The organism is Butyrivibrio sp., assembly GCF_017433805.1.
In the GTDB taxonomy this organism is placed as follows: Bacteria; Bacillota; Clostridia; order Lachnospirales; family Lachnospiraceae; genus Butyrivibrio.
Window position 1 is genome coordinate 1 of the sequence record NZ_JAFRGN010000052.1, and the last position, 21,053, is coordinate 21,053.

Below are 21,053 nucleotides of genomic sequence, written 5' to 3' on the forward strand. Positions count from 1 at the left end.
AAGAAAAGGAAGAAAAAGAAGATATAGCAGAGGCTTCTGAAAAGGCTGATAATACTGAAGAAAATGCGGATCAGAAACCAGAGAATAAGAAAAAGAAAAAGTCTAGAAAAAACAACTAAAAGTTACTCATATTTTGCTTTAATATTAAGAAGTTTTATAGTATGATTACATTACTGTGTAATTAGATAATAAGAGGGGGTAGCATGTCAGTATGGCATGCCACTCCTTTACTTGTGTGTAAGGATTTTTTTGGAGGGTAGTTAGTTGGATCTTAATAGACAAAAAAAGGCTCCGGTATATGAAGCTTTGGAGAGGTTTAGGAAGCAGCGCGTTGTTCCATTTGACGTGCCTGGTCATAAAAGAGGAAGAGGTAACCCAGAGCTCGTAAGCTTTTTGGGTGACAGATGTGTTGGCATAGATGTTAACTCTATGAAGCCTCTTGATAATCTCTGCCATCCTGTTTCTGTTATCAAGGAAGCAGAAGAGCTTATGGCTGATGCTTTTGGCGCAGCTCATGCTTTTATGATGGTTAATGGTACTACAAGTGCTGTTCAGGCTATGGTTTTATCCCATGTCAAGAAGGGTGAGAAGATCATTATGCCCAGAAACGTGCATAAGAGTGCTATCAATGCTCTTATTCTGTGTGGTGCTATTCCTGTATATATTGATCCCAAGGTAGATACTAATCTTGGTATTCCTCTTGGAATGGAGCTTGCGGATGTTAAGAAGGCTATTGAGGAGAACCCAGAAGCTAAGGCTATTCTCATTAATAACCCTTCATATTACGGTATCTGTTCTAATCTGAAGGCTATTGTTGATCTTGCTCACGAGAATGGTATGAAGGCCCTTGTTGATGAGGCTCATGGAACTCATCTTTACTTTGGACCTAACCTTCCACTTAATGCCATGGCAGCAGGCGCAGATATGGCAGCTATCAGTATGCACAAATCTGGCGGAAGTCTTACTCAGAGCTCAATCCTTCTGTGTGGACCAGATGCTAATATTGGATATATCAGTAGAATCGTTAACCTGACTCAGACCACAAGTGCCAGCTACCTTCTTCTTGGAAGTCTTGATATTTCCAGGAGAAACCTTGCTCTTAACGGAGCATCCAGCTTTGAGAAGGTTACCAAGATGGCTCAGTACGCAAGAGAAGAGATCAATGACATTGGTGGCTATTATGCTTATGGTAATGAGCTCAAAAATGGCGGAAGCATCTACGATTTCGATGAGACCAAGCTTGTAGTTAACACCAGAAAGATTGGTCTTACAGGTATCGAGGTTTACGACCTCCTTAGAGATGAATATGACATTCAGATGGAGTTTGGTGATCTGTCTAATGTTATGGCATATATATCAATTGGTGATAGACTTCAGGATATTGAGAGACTTGCAGGAGCTCTTGCTGATATCAGAAGACTTTATGCTAAGCCTGAGCAGAGCTTTTTCTCTGCAGAGTATGTGACTCCTATTGTTAAGGCAACTCCACAGGAAGCCTTCTATGCAGAAAAAGAGTCACTTCCTATCGATCAGACTGTAGGCAGGATCAGTGCAGAGTCAGTAATGTGCTATCCACCTGGAATTCCAATTCTGTCTCCAGGAGAAGTTATTACAGAAGAGATTCTTGATTATATCAAGACTGCAATGGCTAAGGGCTGTTCAATGCAGGGCCCTGAGAGTGAAGATATTTCAGAGTTATTTGTGTTAAAATAATAGATGTGTAGGAGGAAATAGCATGGCTGAGATGGATTATTGGTTCAGTGATATGCACACTGGAAATGTTAAGATAAGTATCAGGCTGGCTAAACAGCTCTTTTCCGGAACAAGTGAGTTCCAGAGAATAGACGTGTTTGATTCCCCTGAGTTTGGCAAGTTCCTTGCTTCAGATGGTAATATCATCTTTTCTGAGAAGGACGAGTTCACATATGACGAGATGATCGTTCACGTGCCTATGGCTGTTCATCCCAAGGTTCAGAGAGTACTGGTTCTTGGTGGTGGTGACGGAGGCGTAGCAAGAGAGCTGTGTCACTATGATGAGATCAAGGTTATTGATGTAGTAGAGCCTGACAACATGTTTGTGGATGTATGTAAGCAGTACTTCCCTGATAATGCCGTTGGTCTTGAGGATGACAGAGTTCACATCTATTATCAGGACGGACTTAAGTATCTTCGTAAATGTGAGGATATGTACGACCTTATTATCAATGATGCTACAGAGCCTCTTGGTCATGAGGCAGGTCTTTTTACAAAAGAGTTCTACGGAAGCTGCTACAAGGCACTTCACGATGATGGAATCATGGTTTATCAGCACGGAAGCCCATTCTATGATGAGGATGAGGAGAGCTGCAGAGCCATGCACAGGAAGGCTTACAGAGTATTTCCTGTTAATAGAGTTTATCAGGCGCATATTCCTACATGTCCTGCTGGATACTGGCTGTTTGGATTTGCCAGCAAGAAGTATCATCCGCTCAAGGATTTCAACCCTGATAGATGGGATGAGAGAGGAATCAAGACTTGGTATTACACTACGCACCTTCACAAGGGAGCGTTCATGTTGCCTAAATACGTAGAGGATCTTCTTCAGGAAGAGGAAGATATGTCTAGATAACATGGTCATAAGTGATTGCCAATGCAAGCTTGCTTGCGAATTGGCATATTACTTCATGACCTGATCCGATGTTATCTATAGTGAAGAAAAGGAGAAATAAAATGGGAAGATTATTGGTTATTGGCTGCGGCGGCGTAGCACAGGTAGCAATTCAGAAATGTGCACAGAATAGCGCTGTATTTACAGAGATGTGCCTTGCGAGCAGAACTGTTAGCAAGTGTGATGCACTCAAGGACAAGCTTGAGAAACAGGGAACACCTGTTAAGATCACAACAGCTACTGTAAATGCTGATGATGTTAACGATGTTATCAAGCTTATCAAGGAGTATCAGCCTGACGCTGTTCTTAACGTAGCACTTCCTTATCAGGATCTTACAATCATGGACGCATGTCTTGCGTGCAAGGTTGACTATATTGATACAGCTAACTATGAGCCAGAGGATACAGATGAGCCTGTATGGCGTGCAGCTTATGAGAAGCGCTGCAAGGAAAAGGGCTTTACAGCTTACTTTGATTACAGCTATCAGTGGGCATATATGGACAAGTTCAAGGAGGCTGGTATCACAGGTCTTCTTGGAACAGGTTTTGACCCTGGTGTAACAAGTGTATTCGTAGCTTACGCTAAGAAGCACTATTTTGATGAGATTCATACAGTTGATATTCTTGACTGCAATGGTGGTGACCATGGTTATGCCTTTGCAACCAACTTCAATCCTGAGATCAACCTTCGTGAAGTAAGTGCTAACGGCAGTTACTGGGAGGATGGCCACTGGATCGAGACTAAGCCTATGGAAATTAAGAGAGTATATGATTTCCCTCAGGTTGGTCAGAAGGATATGTACCTTCTTCATCACGAGGAGATTGAGGCACTTGGCCGCAACTTCCCTGAGATCAAGAGAATTCGTTTCTTCATGACATTTGGTCAGAGCTATCTTGATCACATGAGATGTCTTGAGGATGTTGGTATGCTTTCAACAAGCCCTATCATGTTCGAAGGTAGAGAGATCGTTCCTATTCAGTTCCTGAAGGCTCTTTTACCAGATCCTGCAAGTCTTGGACCTAGAACTGTTGGTAAGACAAACATCGGATGTATCTTCCGCGGAATCAAGGATGGCAAAGAGAAGACACTCTTCATTTACAATGTTTGTGATCACCAGGAATGCTACAAGGAGCTCGGCAGCCAGGCTATCAGCTACACAACAGGTGTTCCAGCTATGATCGGTACAGCTCTTGTACTGTCAGGCAAGTGGAAGAAGCCAGGTGTATTCACAACTGATGAGTTTGATCCAGATCCATACATGGAGATGCTTAACGAGTATGGTCTTCCATGGGTTGTTGATGAGAATCCAGTTCTTGTGGACTAATAAGTAAGTAGATATATAGGTGGAAGTTTGTGAAAATGAACTTCCACCTTTTTAATGCATGTTTAAGGGCGTGTTTGCATCTTAACAATTCGATTGATATGATAGATATGTACATTCACTTTTTTATGGAGGAATGCCTATGAAGCTTACAGAGGTGAGAACACCCGCGTATGTTATAGATGAAAAAAAGCTAAGAGAAAATCTTGAGATTCTAGATAGAGTACAGAAGGAGTCAGGAGCTAAGATACTTCTTGCTCAGAAAGCATATTCTGTATATCAGACTTACCCACTTATAGCTAAATATCTTACTGGTGCTACGGCGTCAGGCTTATATGAGGCGAGACTTGCTCACGAAGAGCTTAAGGTTCGGGAAGGCATAGAGAATCATGTATATGAGCCTGCCTTTGAAGATGATGAGATGGCGGAGTTGTGCCAGATATGCGATCACATCGTATTTAATTCCCTCAACCAGCTTGAGCATCACAGGAAAACCTGGGAACAGCCTGTAAGAGAAGGTAAGATTTCTGTTGGGCTTAGAATCAATCCTGAGTTCAGTACTCAGGAAGAGCATGAGATATACGATCCTTGTTCTGAAGGATCAAGACTTGGAATTAAGCTTGCTGATATGCCAGCTGAGCTTCCTGAGGGCGTTGAGGGAATACATTTTCATACTCTCTGCGAGCAGGATTTCGAGCCGCTTCGTCAGACCTTCCATCATGTAGAGGAGAACTTTGGAAGATTCTTTCCTCTTAAGAATGAAGGACAAGAGCCTTCAGGCGATATGGCTGTAAATGGTGCTGGTCGCAAGATCAAATGGATAAACCTTGGCGGCGGACACCATATTACAAGAGAAGACTACAATGTGGATGGCCTTATCACCTTTATTAAAGAGATAAAGAGCAAGTATGATATGGAAGTGTACCTTGAGCCTGGAGAAGCCATTGCGCTTGATGCGGGCTATCTTGTTACAACAGTAATGGATATCGTACATACCCAGAGAATGCCGGTTTTGGTACTTGATACATCAGCTGCCTGCCACATGCCGGATGTACTGGAGATGCCATACAGGCCACCACTTCGTGACTCAGAGCAGCCAGGAGAGCTGGAGTTCAACTATAGATTGTCTTCCCGAACTTGCCTTGCTGGAGATGTCATTGGTGATTATAGCTTTGTCCATGAGATAAATATTGGAGATAAGCTTATCTTTGAAGATATGGCTATCTATAGTATGGTCAAGAACAATACCTTTAATGGCATGCCACTTCCTGATATTGATATTATGCATGAGAACGGGGAAGTAGAAGTAATCAAAAAGTTTGGTTATCAGGACTTTAAGATGAGACTGTGAAGGAGAATAGAATTGTCAGGGATTACAAATTCAGTTCCTATAAAAGATGGTTTTTACATGCCTGCTGAGTATTCAAGGCATGATGGCACAATAATGATCTATCCTGTAAGACCAGGAAGCTGGAGGAAGGACAGAGCTGGTGCCTTATATTCTTTTGCTAATGTATTTATAGAAATCCTCAAGAGAGAAAATCTCTATCTTATCGCAGATAAGGCCCACTGGAAGGAAGCAAGGGACTTCATGGATGAGATAATTACAGATTATGTACAGGGAACAGGACGTTTAGTAGCGCCTATGACCAAAGAGGAAGAGGACAGGATCATTGCAGAGGGTGAGAGTCTTTTTGCAAATGAAGATACTCTTTATACTGTATCTGATGTTCTCGAGAACAGATGTCTTATTCCACCTATTGATTCAGATGATGCCTGGGCCAGGGATGTTGGACCTACATTTGTTGTAAGGGATAATGCCGGTTCTAAGGCTGAAATTCGTGGAATCAACTGGTCTTTTAATGCCTGGGGCGGAGAAGTCGATGGACTCTATGCTTCCTGGGATAAGGATGATAAGGTTGCAAGTAGTTTTTGCGATCTGATAGAACTTCCATTTTACGATGCTCAGCCTTTTGTGTTGGAAGGTGGTTCCATCCACTGCGACGGCGAAGGAACAGCCATGGTCACAGAGAGTTGCCTTCTTAGCGAAGGTAGAAACCCAGCCATGAGCAGAGAAGAGATAGAAGAAAAACTCAGAGAATATCTGAATGTAGAGAAGGTACTGTGGCTTCCACGAGGTATATATAACGATGAGACCAACGAGCACGTTGATAATGTGTGCGCGTTTGTGGCTCCGGGTGAAGTAGTTCTTGCCTGGACAGACGATGAGAATGATCCACAGTATGAACTTTCAAGAGCTGATCTTGAGTATCTTGAAAAAGAGACAGATGCCAAGGGCAGGAGCATTGTTGTACATAAGCTCCCCATCCCTGATCATTCGGTTCTTGTTTCAGAGGCTGACCTTGCCAACTATGAGTTTGAAGAGGGCGAAGATTTCAGAGAAGTAGGCGAGAGACTTGCTGCAAGTTACGTGAATTTCTACTTTATAAATGGAGCAGCCTTGGTTCCTCAGTTTGGCGGCGAGAACGAAGAAAGTGATGAGAGAGCTCTGGATATCTTAAGTGAGCTGTGTCCTGACAGAGAAATCATCGGCATACCAGCAAGAGATATACTTCTGGGAGGCGGTAATATTCATTGTATTACCCAGCAGATACCAGAGAATAATTTGGGAGAAAACTAAGAATGGGAAACATGGTTAAAGTTGCCTGTGTGCAGTTTGCCTGCGGCGAAGTGGCTGCATCAGATGCTGAGCAGGTTAAAAGAAATATAGAAAAGGCAGATAAGCTTACAAGAGAGGCAGCGGCTAATGGTGCTAAGATAATTCTTTTGTCTGAGCTGTTTGAGCGTAAGTACTTCTGCCAGGAGCGAAGATATGACTACTATGAGCTTGCACTTCCTCTGTCTGAGAATCCGGCTGTAGCACACTTTAAAAAGCTGTGTGCTGAGCTTAAGGTGGTTATGCCTATCTGTGTATATGAGAAGGATGGCAATGTATTTTACAACTCAGTTGTGATGATAGATGCTGATGGAAGTGACCTTGGAGTGTACCGCAAGACTCATATTCCAGATGACCATTATTATCAGGAGAAATTCTATTTTACTCCAGGTAATACAGGCTTTAAGGTGTTTGATACAGCTTATGGCCGCGTGGGCGTTGGCATCTGCTGGGATCAGTGGTTCCCGGAGACTGCAAGGTGCCTTACACTTGGAGGTGCCGACATTATTCTTTATCCTACAGCAATTGGCTCGGAGCCTATTCTTGATGTGGATAGTTCAGGACACTGGATGCGCACAATGCAGGGACATTCAGCAGCTAATATTATTCCAGTGGCTGCAGCCAACAGAATTGGAAGAGAGGATGTTGAGCCATCCGAGGAAAACGGCGGACAGAAATCCAGCCTTACTTTCTATGGTAATAGCTTCCTTACTGATGTTACTGGCGATTGTATTACCAGAGCCAGCAAGGATAAGGAAGAAATAATCTACGCAGAATATGATTTTGCAGAGAATGGAAAAATGAGAGCATCCTGGGGACTTTTCAGAGATCGCAGACCAGAGTGTTACAGACAGATTACTGATTGAGGAATGTCATGACAATAGAAGCTTATTTGAATCCAGACTTTACGATTATCAAGAAACTGATTTTTTTATGCCTGACCTTGGCGCTTAGCGGCGTTTGTATAGGAATTATCTTTCTTTTTTCTAAGGCTTATGGCAAGAAATATGACGAAAGATGCAGGGAGGATTATACAAAAGAAGACTTTGAAGTGAGACTTCAGAAGTTCTTTGAGATGATAATATCAGGAACCTGCGTAATGTCTTTTTCCTGTGCTTATGTCATCATCAACCATGTGTATGAGCTTGTGGAGACGGGAAAGGCCGTTAACCTTACGCCGTTTGAGACGTTTCTGACAACTACCTGGGCAGATGGTAAGGATTTTGTTCTGCTGTTTTTGATATGCTTTTCATGTGTTCTTAATTCCATACTGGATACCTTTATTATTCCGCTCAAGATACTAAAGAGCGAAGAGAAGGCTACCATGAGAATGCTTGGCATGTTCTTTGCCATCATAACTCTGATGTACCTTAATACTATAGGTGATGAGAGTCAGTATGGGCCTGTTATGATGTATTACTTTGGACTAATGATAGGTAGATTCGTGTACTTTGATGCTTCCTTCAAGGATTTCCTGGCAAATATGAAGAAGGTTATAGAAAATTCGCCGATTCTTCTGATGTACGTCATATACACCTGGATATTGGTGTTTACAGGATTTAAGCTGGAATATTTTCTTGAGAGAAATTACTACATTGTTGGTATATTCCACTCTCAGCTATTTATGATATTTGTTGTGTTAATAGTTTTCTGGATAGACAGGATAATAAATAAAACCGCGGCCAAGTGACCGCGGTTTTTCTATGTACATTGAATTATTTGGCTTTTTCTTTGATTGCCTTAAGCTCATCTACTGAGAAGGTGTAAGCTTTATTGCAGAAGTGACACTTTATCTCGATTTCTTTGCCATCATCTATCATGTCCTGAATATCTTTTTTACCAACAAGCATAAGAGCACGCTCTACGCGGTCCTTGTCGCAGTTGCAGTAGAAGTTAAGGTCTACTGTATCTGTAAATTCGATATCAAATCCATCAAGAACAATCCTAAGCATATCCTCTGGTGTCTTGCCTGCCTTGAGAATGTCTGTGACGGATGAGAACTTACCGAGATTGAACTCGAGATGTGTGATTGTCTGTTCATCAGCAAAAGGCATGAGCTGAACAATGAAGCCACCAGCTGCGATTACTGAAAGGTTTTCTCTTTCTACGAGAACTCCGAGACCAACGGAGGAAGGTGTCTGCTCAGATTTGGTGAAGTAGTAGGTAAGGTCTTCAGCAACTTCTCCTGTGTAGAGAGGAACCTGGCCGACATATGGCTCTTTTAATCCCATGTCTCTGATAACTGTAAGAGTTCCCTCGCCGATTCCGCCGCCTACATTAAGATGGCCGGCAGCGTTAGGCTCCATGATAACGTATGGATTGCTGACATAGCCCTTAACGTTGCCTTTATTATCAGCTGTAGCGAGAACGCCCTTAAGTGGGCCATCACCGTCCATCTTGACTGTGATCATATCGCTGTCATTATCCATCATCTGACCCATCATAACTGTTCCTGTCATGAGCCTTCCAAGAGCTGCTGTAGCGATTGGAGATAGGCCGTGAGCCTTTCTGCCATAATCAGCAAGATCCCTGGTGGTAGCTGCGAATGCTCTTATCTGTGCGTTGCCTGCTGTGGCACGTACCATGTAATCTTTGTATCCCATGTATATATATTTCTCCTTGTTTCTGAAAATCGATTGTATCAAGTTTTTTAACTCAACAATATTATACGAAAAAAACATATATGTAAACACTTGGACAAAAATACAATATTTACTGGTCAAAAAAGACTATGCATATATATAAAATGTGCGTAATAAGCGCTTGTTTTCAGATAATTTGAAATGGTCAAAAATGCAAAACATTATGCTGAAAATGCAATGCCAATTTCCGACAAAATGCCTAAAATATGTTATTAGATAAATTATTATTTGTAACATTTTTATGTCTGCGATCTTGAGGGGGATTGCTAAGTAAGGAAATGTTAACAAAAAGGGGAAAGGAAAAAAGGAGGTTGTTGGGATGTATAAGGGTAGTAACCGACGCTCCAAGGCGCTAGGCAGAAGTCTTGCACTTGGTATGAGCGCCATTATGGCTGCGTCAACTATTGCTGCTGGTACAGGAAGCATCACAGCATTTGCGGAAGAGGGGGTAAGTTCTCTTGATTCTTCAGATGTGGTCGTTTTTGACGAGGAAGCTTCTGAGGCTGGTAGCGATTCTAGTAGTGAAGCTACTTCATTAGAATCTGACACAGAAACTGATGAGGCCAAAGAGGATACTTCTGAAGATGAAGTAGTTCTTTTTGATGAGGCAGAGGAAGGAGATTCTCTTGATTCTGAGCTTGATGAGCTTGAACTTGAAGAAACTCAGGCTGAGGCTTTGGATGAAGAAACCAAGGTTACAGCTAATCTTCTTGCTACTACAGCAAATGTAAATGCTTCTGAGGATGGAGTTATTGCAGATCAGGGAGATGATGGCTTTGATAATTTCCATGAAGATCTGACTGTTGCAGATATCAGATTCGGTACAAATGGTAACGTTTCATCTGCAAGTGTTTATAGTAAGGATAATGGATACGGTTTTAGCGATGTTGATTATAGCCAGGCAGCTGCCGGCTGGGTTAGCAACGTTTATTATCCAAGAGTTCCTGCTGTTTCTGCAGGAGCTGGCAATGTAGTTGATGCTGAAGACTATGTTGCTATTGCCAGCAAGATTTGGACAGAAACTGAATCTACAGGCTATGGCGTTTATACATATGAGAGTACATCTACTTTTGATGTAGATCTTTATAATGCTGATTACAAGGTTGAGGTTACATTTGTTAACCCTACTGATAACGGCTATACTGCAGCTCTTGAGGCTGAGGACATTACCAAGGTTACTGGTATCTCAGTTCCCGCTGGCGGAAGTCAATCAGCTAGCTTTGAGGCTAACCTTGTAGATGGCAATCTTAATCTTAAGTTCCTTGGCACAAGTAGTGCCACATCTATGAGTGATGCGCAGACTACAAAGGTTTATGTTTCCAGAGTCAAGATCACAAGACTTGCTACTGAGGAAAGAGGTGATAAGCCTACAATCTTTGTTGCTTCTGACTCAACTGTTCAGACTTATGATTCCTATTATTATCCACAGACTGGATGGGGCCAGGTCCTTTCTTCATACTTTGGTGATTTCGTAGAGGAAAGAGAGTGTGACGACTGCGGATACAGCCAGTCACAGGTTTACGAGACAGCAAATGTAATTGTAGAGAACCGTTCAATTGGTGGACGTTCATCCAAGTCCTTTATCGACGAGGGTAAGTTTGATGATATCCTTGAGGACATCAAGCCAGGTGACTACCTCCTTGTACAGTGGGGACACAATGACGCTACTTACTCAAGACCAAACAGATATGTTTCTGCTGATGATTTTGAGAAGTGGATGATGGTTTATGTAAATGGTGCTATAGAAAGAGGTGCAACACCTGTACTTGTTACACCAGTTGCCCGCTATAGCTACACAACTAACCCAGATGGAAGCCTTAATTCTTTTGCAAGTAACTTCGAAGCATACAGACAGGTAATGCTGAGATTATCTGCACAGTACGACATTCCTTATGTTGATCTTACACAGCGTTCTATCGATGTATGTAACAGCTTTGGAATCGAAGGCTCCAAGATGCTTTTCCTTAAGCTTGCAGCCGGTGAGGTATCTACAGGCGCATATGCAGGTGGCGTTGATGATTCTACACACCTTCAGTACTATGGAGCACTTAAGTTTGCTCAGTGTGTAGCAGAAGGTATTGTTGATTATGCTAGTGGTAAGGTTGAGGGTGCTTCAGACAAGCTTGATGATCTGGCTGGTCTTGTAGTTATCAATGCAGCTTCAGAAGCTCCGGCTAAGCCTCAGGGTCTTAAGACAACTTCAATTGGTGCCACAAGCATTTCACTTGAGTGGGAAGCTGCTGAGGGCGCAGAGCTTTACTATATTTACAGAGCAGCACTTTCAGAGGGACAGACAATTGATGATGTAGATTTTTCAAAGGCTGATAAGTATTCTGTTTCAGGTAAGACAACTTATGTTGATCCAAGCTGTGGAGGTGGCGTTACATATGTATATGCCGTAGCAGGCTTTAACAGCTATGGTGTAGGAGAAGTATCTGACAAGCTTGCAGTTTCTACTAAGACAGCAGGACTTCGCTTTGACTTTAACTACAACAATTCTCCTACAATGGAAGGTTGGACTGGTGTTAACCAGAATGAGATGTACACTGCTGAAAAAGGCTATGGATGGATCACAGCTCCTAACAATGGCCGTTACAGAGGTGGAAATGGCAAGGCTGATTCATCAGCTATGGCAGATGACTTTAACCTTGGTGCCGGAGAATTTGCAGTTGATCTTCCAAACGGTAAATATGAAATTACAGTATATGCTGCAGATCTTTTAAATGGAACAAGTACAATTAAGCCTGCATATTCTGCTGAGGGAATTTCAATCGGATCAATTGCCTGCAAGCAGTCTCTTGGAAGCTGCACAGGAACAGTAAGTGTTACAGATGGTCAGCTCAATCTGACAGTAGAAGGTGCTAATCAGTACATCAACGGTGTTACTATTACATCTCTTTTACCAGCTCCTGGAAACCTTGCTATTACAGAGCTTTCATTCGGTAAGACCACAGCAACATTCCTTCTGTCATTCACTAAGGTAGAGGATGCTGTATCCTACAGAGTTTACCAGAAGGGTGAGTCTGATAAGACCTTCAATCTGGTTAAGAGCTACACAGCACAGGAACTTATCGACAACGAGCTTGACTGCCGCGCTATGACAGCAGCTCTTGGTGAAACTTATTCATACTATATGACATGCGTTGTTGCAGACGGTTCTGAGTCAGCAGCAAGTAATATCGTTACTCAGTCAATGCTTGATAGCAGCGTTGCAGTACCTGCAGCAGTTCGTGGCCTTAAGTGCACAAGCCCTGAGGAAGGCCAGGAAGAGCTTCAGACAACAATTACTCTTGCATGGGATGAGAGCCCAGCTGATGAGAATGTTATCAAGTACATCATCTATCGTTCTGCTAAGGCAGAGAGCGATAAGGGCTTCAAGGAGTTTGTTAAGGTTGGAGAATCCTTTACAAATTCATTTACAGATGAAGATCCTGAGATAGCTACAAATATTCACTATTACTACAAAGTTGCTGCTATGAATGCAGGTGGAATCGGTGAGCAGTCTGAGACTGTTGTAACCCCTATCGCTGGTTCACTTGTAGCAGGCGGACTTGAGTCTTATGCTACACGTGCTCTTGTAGTAATGAACCTTGCCGGAGATGCTGGAGCAGAGATCAAGGTTTCTGCAACAGATAGAGATGGCAATCCTATTACCAGAGGAAATTACCTCTCATGGAGAAGCTTCCCTGGTGACTTCAATGGCAAAGAACTTACAACAACATTCAATGTATACAGAAATGGTACATGTATTGCACATGATATCAGTGCAACCAACATGATCGATGAGGGTGGCCTTCCATCCAATGTTTATACTGTAGTTGGCTCCAATGATTCTTCTCTTGGCCTTACAGCAAAAGAAACAACTGTATGGGCTAACCAGTACATTGAGCTTAGCCTTAATAAGCCTGCAGATGAGACAATGCCAGATGGTTCAACCTGTTCATATACTGCTAATGATATGTCCGTTGGAGATCTTGATGGCGATGGAGAGCTTGAACTCATCGTTAAGTGGTATCCAAGTAATGCCAAAGATAACTCAGGTTCTGGCTACACAGGAAAGACCTTCCTTGATGGATATGAGGTGGATTTTAGCACAGGTGCTGTAAGCCAGCTCTGGAGAATTGATCTTGGTGTTAACATCAGATCTGGTGCTCACTATACACAGTTCCAGGTTTGGGACTACGATGCAGACGGTATTGCAGAGATCGCAATGAAGACTGCAGATGGTACAACAACTTACAAGAATGAGAATGGAAGTCTTGTTGAGACTGGATTTGTAGGCGCTTGCAACAGCGATGCACTTCCTACAGATGTTATCAGTTCCAAGAACGATTACAGAAATACATCTGGTTATGTTCTCGATGGGCCAGAGTACTTCTCAATGTTCAAGGGCAACACTGGTGAACTTATTGATACAACTAATTACGTTCCTGCTAGAGGATCAGTATCAGCATGGGGCGATGGCTATGGTAACAGAGTAGACAGATTCCTTTCTGCAACTGCTTACCTTAACGGAACAACTCCTTTCGCAGTATTTGCTAGAGGATATTACACAAGAACAGCTCTTACAGCTTATTATCTCACAAAGACAACAGATGATGAGGGCAAAGAAGTAGAGCAGATCGGTGTTTACTGGAAGTTTGATACAGACAACATTGAAAATGGTTCAGCTTATACAGCTCAGGGTAACCACGGCCTTTCTGTCAACGATGTTGATGGCGATGGCAAAGATGAGATCGTTTACGGTTCACTTACTATCGACAACGATGGAACAGCTCTTTACTGCACAGGCCTTGGTCACGGCGATGCAATGCATGTAAGTGACTGGATTCCTTCTAATCCTGGTCTTGAGGTTATGGATGTTCACGAGCATGACAATGCTGCATACCATGTAGAAATCCATGATGCTGAGACAGGTGAGATGATCACTGGTTACTACACAGGTAAGGATACCGGACGTGGAATGGCATCAGATATCGATCCTACAGCAGAGGGAGCAGAGTACTGGTCAATTGCTAACCCTAACTACAAGGGCAATGATGAGCCAGCATGGAATTCCAGAAATGCTGATGTATTTAGCTCACTTTCAGGACTTGTTGGAGCTTCAAATGGATCAGTAGATTCAATGATCGCACTTTCAGATGGTGCTACACCAGCTGTTAACTTCTCAATGTTCTGGGATGGAGACCTTCTTGCAGATATGCAGGATCACACCTTCAACCAGGCTGCATATGCACCACTTACAACAACTATTGAGAAGTGGGATTATGAGAACCAGAAGTCAATAACACTCTTTGAGTCATCACAGGTTCTTACAAGTAACGGAACAAAGGGCAACCTTGGTCTTGTTGCAGATATTCTTGGTGATTACAGAGAAGAAATCATCGCAAGATGCGCTGCTGATGACAGCAGAATTAGAATTTACTCAACAACAATTCAGACTGATTATGTAGTTCCTTGCTCGCTTACAGACCTTGCTTACAGAGAAGGTGTTGCTTGGCAGAACGTTGGCTACAACCAGCCTGCACATACAAGCTATCTCATCTCTGAAGGCATTATCACTTCCAAGGTTTCAGAGGGAAGCGTTGATGCAAGTAGCGTAACAATCAACTTCACACAGGCAAATGACGGTGTATATGGTCATGATATTCAGGGCTATGTTGTTAAAAGAGCTGACGTAACAGTTGACGAAAACGGCAACCAGGTAATTGGCGATTACGAGACAGTAGGAGAGCTTGATGCTAAGGGTGTTGTAACAAGTGAAAGCCCAGTACCTCAGACAGAAAAAGTTCTCGTTGGTTATGCAGATGCAGGAGTATTCAGAAAGTTTGACTTTGGATACAAGAGCTCAAATGCTACAGGCTTTGAGAGAATCCTCGCAGATGACTATAGCTCGGCAAGAGGCTTCGGATGGGAAGAAGGCACAGGTTCAACTGTTAACTGGAATAAGGTTGGCGTAGGAATTGAGAATGCTGGTGATACTCAGACACCTATCGAGAAAGCATGTTGCGATCTTGACAGAAGAGACAATGAGCTTAAGTTCTTTGTAGATGCACCTTCGGGAGCATACAGAGTTGATGTTTATGCTGGTGCTGCTTATAACAACAGAGCTTATAACGATACAACAATTTATGTAAATGGTACAGATCTTGGACAGGTATCACAGTCTCCACTTGTTTCAGATATCGTTAAGTCAACAGTTGTTACTATTGGCGAAAATGACAAGATTGAAATTGTAGCTTCTAACCCAGGAAATCTTGCAATTCTCAATGCAGCTGTTATTACAAGAGTTAACCCTGTATATGAAGAAGTGCCTATAAATGTAGATCCTTCTGGAGCTTATTGCTTTACAGATGCTACTGTTAAGGGCGGTAAGTTCTACTCATATAAGGTTGTTTCAGTAGTAGATAAAAAAGAGAGCTACGCAAGTGCTCCTCTTACAGTTCAGACTACAGTTGCAATTGATACACTCAATGAAGAGCTTACAGCTATGGAGCTTGTTCAGGATACACCTCTTTCTGAGGGTCAGACAGTAGCAGATCTTCTTGCAGCTCAGAAGCAGTACATTTCTGTTACAGACAGTGAAGGTGTAGAGCAGACAGTACTTATCACATGGAATGCTGATGATGTAGATATTCATACAGTTGGTGAATATACAGCTCATGCTTATATTCGTGGATATTCAGAGAATCCTGTTGATGTAACAGTAAGAGTAATTGCAAATGTTCCTACAGGCTATGAAGCACTTTCAGACATTAAGGTTATCCTTGGAAATGAAGTTGTTCTTCCTGCTACAGTTAAGGCAACATTCTTAAATGGAAGCACCAAGGACGTTAAGGTTACATGGAATACTGATAAGCTTGATGTAACAAAGGTTGGTGATTATACACTTACAGGTTCTATAGAAGGAACTGAGGATACAGTAACTGTAACAGTTCATATTGTTGCAGACTACATTGTAAAGGTAGCTGATTCTTTTGCAGAGATTGAGTACCTCAATAAGAAATTTACTCTCCCAGAGACAGTTACAGCTACATATGCAAGTGGAGCAACAACAGCAGCTGCTGTAACATGGAATACTTCTGACATTGATGTATCAAGCCTTGGTACAACCTTCAATGTAGAAGGTACAGTAGAGGATTATGAGGGCAAGGCAAACCTTAAGGTTACAGTAAATTACCCTGCACTTTATAAGTTTGACTTTGGTATCAGCACAAACCGTGTTGCTGATGGATGGACAGGTATCACTGTCAACCCTAAGAACGGCAAGCAGACTATGGAAGCTCTTGGAAGTGCCTATGCTAAGGAAAAAGGCTTTGGCTTCCAGAATAAGGATTCAGCTATTCAGGGACGTACAGAGGAATTCACATTTGATGGAACACTTCCATGGCTTGTTTACACAGACTTTGCTCTTCCTGCAGGCGAGACATTCCTTGTAGATGTAGAGAATGGTAATTATCAGGTAGAGTTCCTTAGTAACTCAGTCTACAAGAGCACAGTATCTGGAACAGTAGAAGATAAGAGCTTTACTATCAGCAATGCAGCTAATACTTATGCATCTGTTGCTGTAGATGTAGAAGTAGCAGATGGTCAGCTTACAATGACCTTTGGAACTAACACTCCAAGACTTGGTGCTATCGTAGTTCGTAAAGCTATTACAGATGCTTCATACTATGGACCAGTAGAAGAAGAGAAAGAAGTTCCAGCTGGTACAATAGTTAACAAGTATGGCACATACTTCTACATACTTGAAGATGGCAGCAAGTACTCAGGATGGCTTACTCTTGATGGCGAGACCTATTACTTCGATGAAAATGGTAAGATGCTCAGAGGTAAGTATCTGACAACTGATGAAGGCAAGTACTATTTTGATTCAGAAGGTCATATGCTTAAAGGAGAGTTCCTTACAAAGTATGGTTCAACCTTCTACTTCAATGAAAAGGGTATTATGCTTGTAAGCACACTTGTTGTTGCAAATGATGGCTATAAGTACTATGTGAATGCAAAGGGTCAGGTAATGCACAATAATTTCGCTGATGTTGATGATAAGAGATACTATTTTGGCGAAGATGGACGCATGCTTGTTTCACAGTTTGTAACCAAGTATACCAAGACCTATTACCTTGCTGAGGATGGATCTGTACAGTATAGTTCACTAATAGACGATGGAGACTACGTATACTATGTAGATGATAGAGGTGTAGTGATCAAGAACAGAACTCTTACTCGTGATGATGGCATCCGCTACTTTGATGGAGATGGACATATGGTAAGAAACGCTACTGTATCTATCTATGGCAAAAAATACTTCTTTGATGAGAATGGTATTCGTGTAAACTGATTTATTTTATCAAAATTTAATAAAGCAATAAGAATCCCAGACAGAAATGTCTGGGATTTTTTTGTATAATAACTATAAACGGTAAAAAGTTAATGAATTAATTAATATATCGATTTGACTCAGTAAGGAGGTCTGATTGCATGAAGCCCAAAGAATTTAACGGTAAACTGGTTCAAAAGCTTATTATTGCGGCAGTTATAGCTATCTTTGTTGTGGCGACAGTACTCACTATTGTAGGTGGTTACCAGATCAATAAGATATATAGTGAGATGGTTAGAGAGGAACTTCGTGTTGCTGCTAATCATATACAAAGTGAGATGTCTAACGTCTGGGATGGTGACTGGGCTTATGAAGGTGGAGTCCTTACAAAAGGCGAAGAAGTAGTAGCTGAGGAATATCAGGAAATCATAGATAATCTGAAAAACGAGACAGGCCTTGAGTATTCAGTTTTCTATGGAAAAGAAAGAGTGCTTACTACACTTGTATCTAACGGCAAAAGACTTGTTGGCTACAATGCTTCTGATGCGGTTGTGGATGCAGTAATTAACAAAAAGGGCGAGAAATATACTCCTAATGCAGTTCCTGCCGGATCAGACAAAGCAATATACTGCTACTATTGTCCACTTCTTCAGAGTGATGGCACTGTTGCTGGAATGGTATTTGCAGGTAGAAACGGAGAGGATGTAGCTAATGCAGTAAGAACAGTCATTATACTTATGGTTATCATTTCGATAATCATGACTGTAGTAACTTCTACAATCGGTATAGTTGTTGCAAATACAGCATCCGTTAAGATGAGGAAGATTGCTGATGAGTTTGGTCATCTTTCACAGGGTGAGTTAAAGCTTTCTATCGATGAGAGATTGCTTAATAGAAATGATGAGATCGGACTTCTTGCTGATGGCGCCAAGACTCTTATGGAAAAGCTTGGTTCCGTTATTGGCGATACCATGGAAATGTCTAATGAGCTTAAGAGATCTGGCGCTGAGCTTGCTGAGTCAGCTAATCAGGCTTCAAATGCATCCACTCAGGTAAGCGAAGCTGTTGATGATATTTCACGCGGCGCTGTAAATCAGGCTGAGAGTGTAGAGACTGCAGCTGGTAATACTCAGGATATCGGAAGAGATATTGAAGAAGTTGCAGATAACGTAGAACAGTTAAATTCCTATGCTGGTGAGATGAAGACATCCTGTAACGCAGCTATGGATGCTCTTGAAAAGCTTATTAAGCAGAGTGAAGATGTTCAGGCCTCTGTAAAAGATATTGGTGATACGATCAGTTCTACTAATGAATCTGCAAAAGAGATTTCCAAGTTCTCTCAGGCTATCACAGAGATTGCTTCTCAGACCAATCTTTTGTCACTTAATGCAAGTATTGAGGCTGCCAGAGCAGGTGATGCTGGCAAGGGTTTTGCTGTTGTAGCTACTGAGATTGGACAGCTTGCTGTACAGAGTAGCAATAGTGCAGAAGAAATCAAGAAGATTGTAGAACAGCTTGTTGCTGATTCAGAGTCCTCTGTTGCGGTTCTTCAGAGACTTAATGAGAGCTTTTCACAGCAGGCAGAGCAGCTTGATGAAACCCAGTCTAACATGCGTAGCATGGTTGTTAATGTAGATAATGTTTCTGAGAGTACAGACAGCATTTCAGGACATATCAATAAGCTGAATGATGCTAAGGATAAGCTTGTAGAAATCATCAGTGATCTGTCAGCAATATCTGAGGAAAATGCAGCATCTACAGAAGAAACCAATGCTTCTATGCAGGAGCTTAATGCTACATTCTCTATTATTACAGAGTCTGCGAATAAGCTTCAGAAACTGGCAGAAGACATGACTGATACAATTAGTTACTTCAAGCCATAATATCTTTTTCTGTGAATGGATAATGGTGCCAAAACGGCCCTTGAATAGCCGAAAAATGGCTCTTTCAAGGGCCGCTATTTAATTGACATTTATTTAACGTATGGGGTATAATTATAATTGAGAATTAATTAACAATTTAAGATTCAGATTATAATATAAAAGCGTTAATTGCGCAGGATTGGAGCTCAAAATGGCAGATAAAGAGATTTCTCAGGCGGTTATAGGGAGACTCCCCCGCTATTTTAGATATCTGGGAGATCTGAAAGAGAAGGGCGTTGAAAGAATATCCTCTCAGGAGCTTTCAGATATTATGAAGGTTACAGCTTCTCAGATCAGACAGGACTTTAACAATTTTGGAGGGTTTGGCCAGCAGGGATATGGATATAATGTCAATTATCTCTACGATGAGATCAGTAAGATATTAGGCATTGATAAACAGCATAGCCTCGTTATTATCGGTGCAGGTCATCTTGGTAAGGCTATTGCAGGTTACACCAATTTTACCAGAAGAGGCTTTGTTTTTAAGGGAGCTTTTGATTGTAACCCAGAGCTTTATGGAACTAAGATTCGTGACGTAGAAGTTCGTCCAGTGGATGAAATGGAGGAATTTGTCAAAAAGAATCAGATTGAAATAGCTGTTCTGACTATTCCTAAGGAACAGGCTGTTCCAATGGCTCATAAGCTCGCTGAATGTGGAATCAAGGCTATATGGAACTTTGCGCATGTTGACCTTGAAGTTCCTAACAATATTCAGGTAGAAAATGTACATTTATCTGACAGTTTGATGAAATTATCGTATAATATTAACAGGTACGAAAATACATAAACTGATGATTGTGAGATTATCTGATGGCAAAAAACGATGAAGTTTATATGTCTGCGCTGCAGGGAAAGAGTATCCCTATTTTGACGCTGGATAATAAATGGCATCAATTGTTTACGCAGACAGACATGACACCTGAAATAGAACAGCTCGCAGATGAGCTTAACGCCCTCGTTGAGAAGGATGGTAAGCTCAGGAGCCAGACCAAGGATATCAAGAAGCTCAAGAAAAAGCTTCTTGGTGAGATTGTGCCCCTTAGAGATAAGGCCAACAAGCTTGGTAATGCCCCCAATATAGAAAAAGAGATTTCAGAGCGTACAAGGCTGATCAATGAATGTAATGAGAAGATAGATAGCCATCAGGATGAACTTCTCGATTTATCCAAGCAGATTTATGACGTTGATTATAAACTCATGATAGAGACCATGAAGGTCTGCTATGAACGACTTTATGACAACACAACTGATATCAATGCTCTTGATGAGTGGATCAAGAGAGCGAGAATAGAACTTAAAAAGAATGTTATAAGACTTCAGGAAGCAGAAATGGAGAATTATAATCTTTATTCATATATGCATCAGATTTTTGGACCTGAAGTGGTTGATCTTTTCGATATGAAGTATGATCCGGATAAGAGGCATCCAATAAGGCGGCCTTTATCTGGTGAAGAGTATGTTGAATGATTTACGGGCTGCCTTGATGGGCAGCCCTTTTTGCTTTAGTTTTACATAATAAGGGG

General features: G+C 41.8%; 12 protein-coding genes. 11 read left to right on the forward strand and 1 reads right to left on the reverse strand.

Annotated elements, in window-relative coordinates; genetic code table 11:
- The first annotated feature begins 264 nt into the window (after nucleotides 1-264).
- The 7 genes from IJI01_RS12765 (at nucleotide 265) to IJI01_RS12795 (ending at nucleotide 8,336) form a co-directional block, all read left to right on the forward strand.
- Complete coding sequence (locus IJI01_RS12765; protein ID WP_292191037.1) at nucleotides 265-1,713, forward strand: aminotransferase class I/II-fold pyridoxal phosphate-dependent enzyme; 1,449 nt, start codon at nucleotides 265-267, stop codon at nucleotides 1,711-1,713.
- 31 nt (nucleotides 1,714-1,744) lie between these two features.
- Nucleotides 1,745-2,608, forward strand: coding sequence for a polyamine aminopropyltransferase (speE, locus tag IJI01_RS12770; protein WP_292191141.1), 864 nt, complete (start codon nucleotides 1,745-1,747; stop codon nucleotides 2,606-2,608).
- Nucleotides 2,609-2,709: 101 nt separating this feature from the next.
- Nucleotides 2,710-3,972 carry a saccharopine dehydrogenase family protein gene (locus IJI01_RS12775; RefSeq protein ID WP_292191039.1) on the forward strand — a complete coding sequence of 421 codons (1,263 nt, stop codon included), beginning with the start codon at nucleotides 2,710-2,712 and terminating at the stop codon, nucleotides 3,970-3,972.
- A gap of 139 nt (nucleotides 3,973-4,111) precedes the next feature.
- A complete protein-coding gene (locus IJI01_RS12780) occupies nucleotides 4,112-5,320 on the forward strand; it encodes a carboxynorspermidine decarboxylase (RefSeq protein ID WP_292191041.1) in 1,209 nt (402 codons plus the stop codon).
- Between the two features lie 12 nt (nucleotides 5,321-5,332).
- Entirely contained in the window at nucleotides 5,333-6,610 is a 1,278-nt protein-coding gene (aguA, locus tag IJI01_RS12785) for an agmatine deiminase (protein WP_330623180.1), read from the forward strand.
- A 2-nt stretch (nucleotides 6,611-6,612) separates the two neighbouring features.
- Nucleotides 6,613-7,512 carry an N-carbamoylputrescine amidase gene (gene aguB, locus IJI01_RS12790; protein WP_292191044.1) on the forward strand — a complete coding sequence of 300 codons (900 nt, stop codon included), beginning with the start codon at nucleotides 6,613-6,615 and terminating at the stop codon, nucleotides 7,510-7,512.
- Between the two features lie 8 nt (nucleotides 7,513-7,520).
- Complete coding sequence (locus tag IJI01_RS12795) at nucleotides 7,521-8,336, forward strand: hypothetical protein (RefSeq protein WP_292191046.1); 816 nt, start codon at nucleotides 7,521-7,523, stop codon at nucleotides 8,334-8,336.
- 25 nt (nucleotides 8,337-8,361) lie between these two features.
- Here IJI01_RS12795 and hslO read toward each other — a convergent pair whose 3' ends face one another.
- The gene (gene hslO / locus IJI01_RS12800; RefSeq protein ID WP_292191048.1) at nucleotides 8,362-9,249 is read right to left on the reverse strand and encodes an Hsp33 family molecular chaperone HslO; all 888 of its coding nucleotides are present in this window, start codon (nucleotides 9,247-9,249) and stop codon (nucleotides 8,362-8,364) included.
- A gap of 358 nt (nucleotides 9,250-9,607) precedes the next feature.
- Between hslO and IJI01_RS12805 the strand changes: the two genes are divergently transcribed.
- The 4 genes from IJI01_RS12805 to IJI01_RS12820 all read left to right on the forward strand — a co-directional run bounded on the left by IJI01_RS12805 (nucleotide 9,608) and on the right by IJI01_RS12820 (nucleotide 20,997).
- Nucleotides 9,608-17,629, forward strand: a complete 8,022-nt coding sequence (locus IJI01_RS12805; RefSeq protein ID WP_292191051.1) for a rhamnogalacturonan lyase family protein — start codon at nucleotides 9,608-9,610, stop codon at nucleotides 17,627-17,629.
- A gap of 140 nt (nucleotides 17,630-17,769) precedes the next feature.
- On the forward strand, nucleotides 17,770-19,491 hold the full coding sequence (locus IJI01_RS12810; RefSeq protein ID WP_292191054.1) for a methyl-accepting chemotaxis protein: 1,722 nt from the start codon (nucleotides 17,770-17,772) through the stop codon (nucleotides 19,489-19,491).
- Between the two features lie 190 nt (nucleotides 19,492-19,681).
- Entirely contained in the window at nucleotides 19,682-20,317 is a 636-nt protein-coding gene (locus tag IJI01_RS12815; RefSeq protein ID WP_292191056.1) for a redox-sensing transcriptional repressor Rex, read from the forward strand.
- Nucleotides 20,318-20,340: 23 nt separating this feature from the next.
- Nucleotides 20,341-20,997: a hypothetical protein gene (locus IJI01_RS12820; RefSeq protein ID WP_292191058.1), complete on the forward strand. Its 657-nt coding sequence runs from the start codon at nucleotides 20,341-20,343 to the stop codon at nucleotides 20,995-20,997.
- The last annotated feature ends 56 nt before the right edge of the window (nucleotides 20,998-21,053 follow it).